Origin of the sequence: Pseudomonas sp. SIMBA_067 (assembly GCF_046534675.1) — a bacterium.
Taxonomy (GTDB): Bacteria; Pseudomonadota; Gammaproteobacteria; order Pseudomonadales; family Pseudomonadaceae; genus Aquipseudomonas; species Aquipseudomonas putida.
The window spans coordinates 1-230 of the sequence record NZ_JAWRYH010001499.1; the positions used below are offsets into that span (position 1 = coordinate 1).

Sequence of the window (230 nt, forward strand, 5' to 3'; positions counted from 1 at the left end):
TGTCGCCAGCCCGCCAAAAGGCAAGCGAAGCTGTAACGCGAAAGTGGGCGAGTCTGACCTCTCTGCATGTTGAGGAAAAGGTTAACAAAGCTGAAAATGGCGCTGAAACTATTCACGCTGCGCTTATCGGGCCGTTCGCAAAACCGCATGCTAAAACTTCCTGTTTCTGGCTGGATAATTTTTACCGCTGCGCTTTTTTCTTTTACTTCAATAAATTGCGAACCAAACCT

General features: G+C 47.4%; 1 protein-coding gene. It reads right to left on the minus strand.

The features are described from left to right. Positions 1–230 (minus strand): hypothetical protein (locus SB765_RS34445; RefSeq protein WP_410933134.1); only part of this gene is annotated, 230 nt, incomplete at both ends.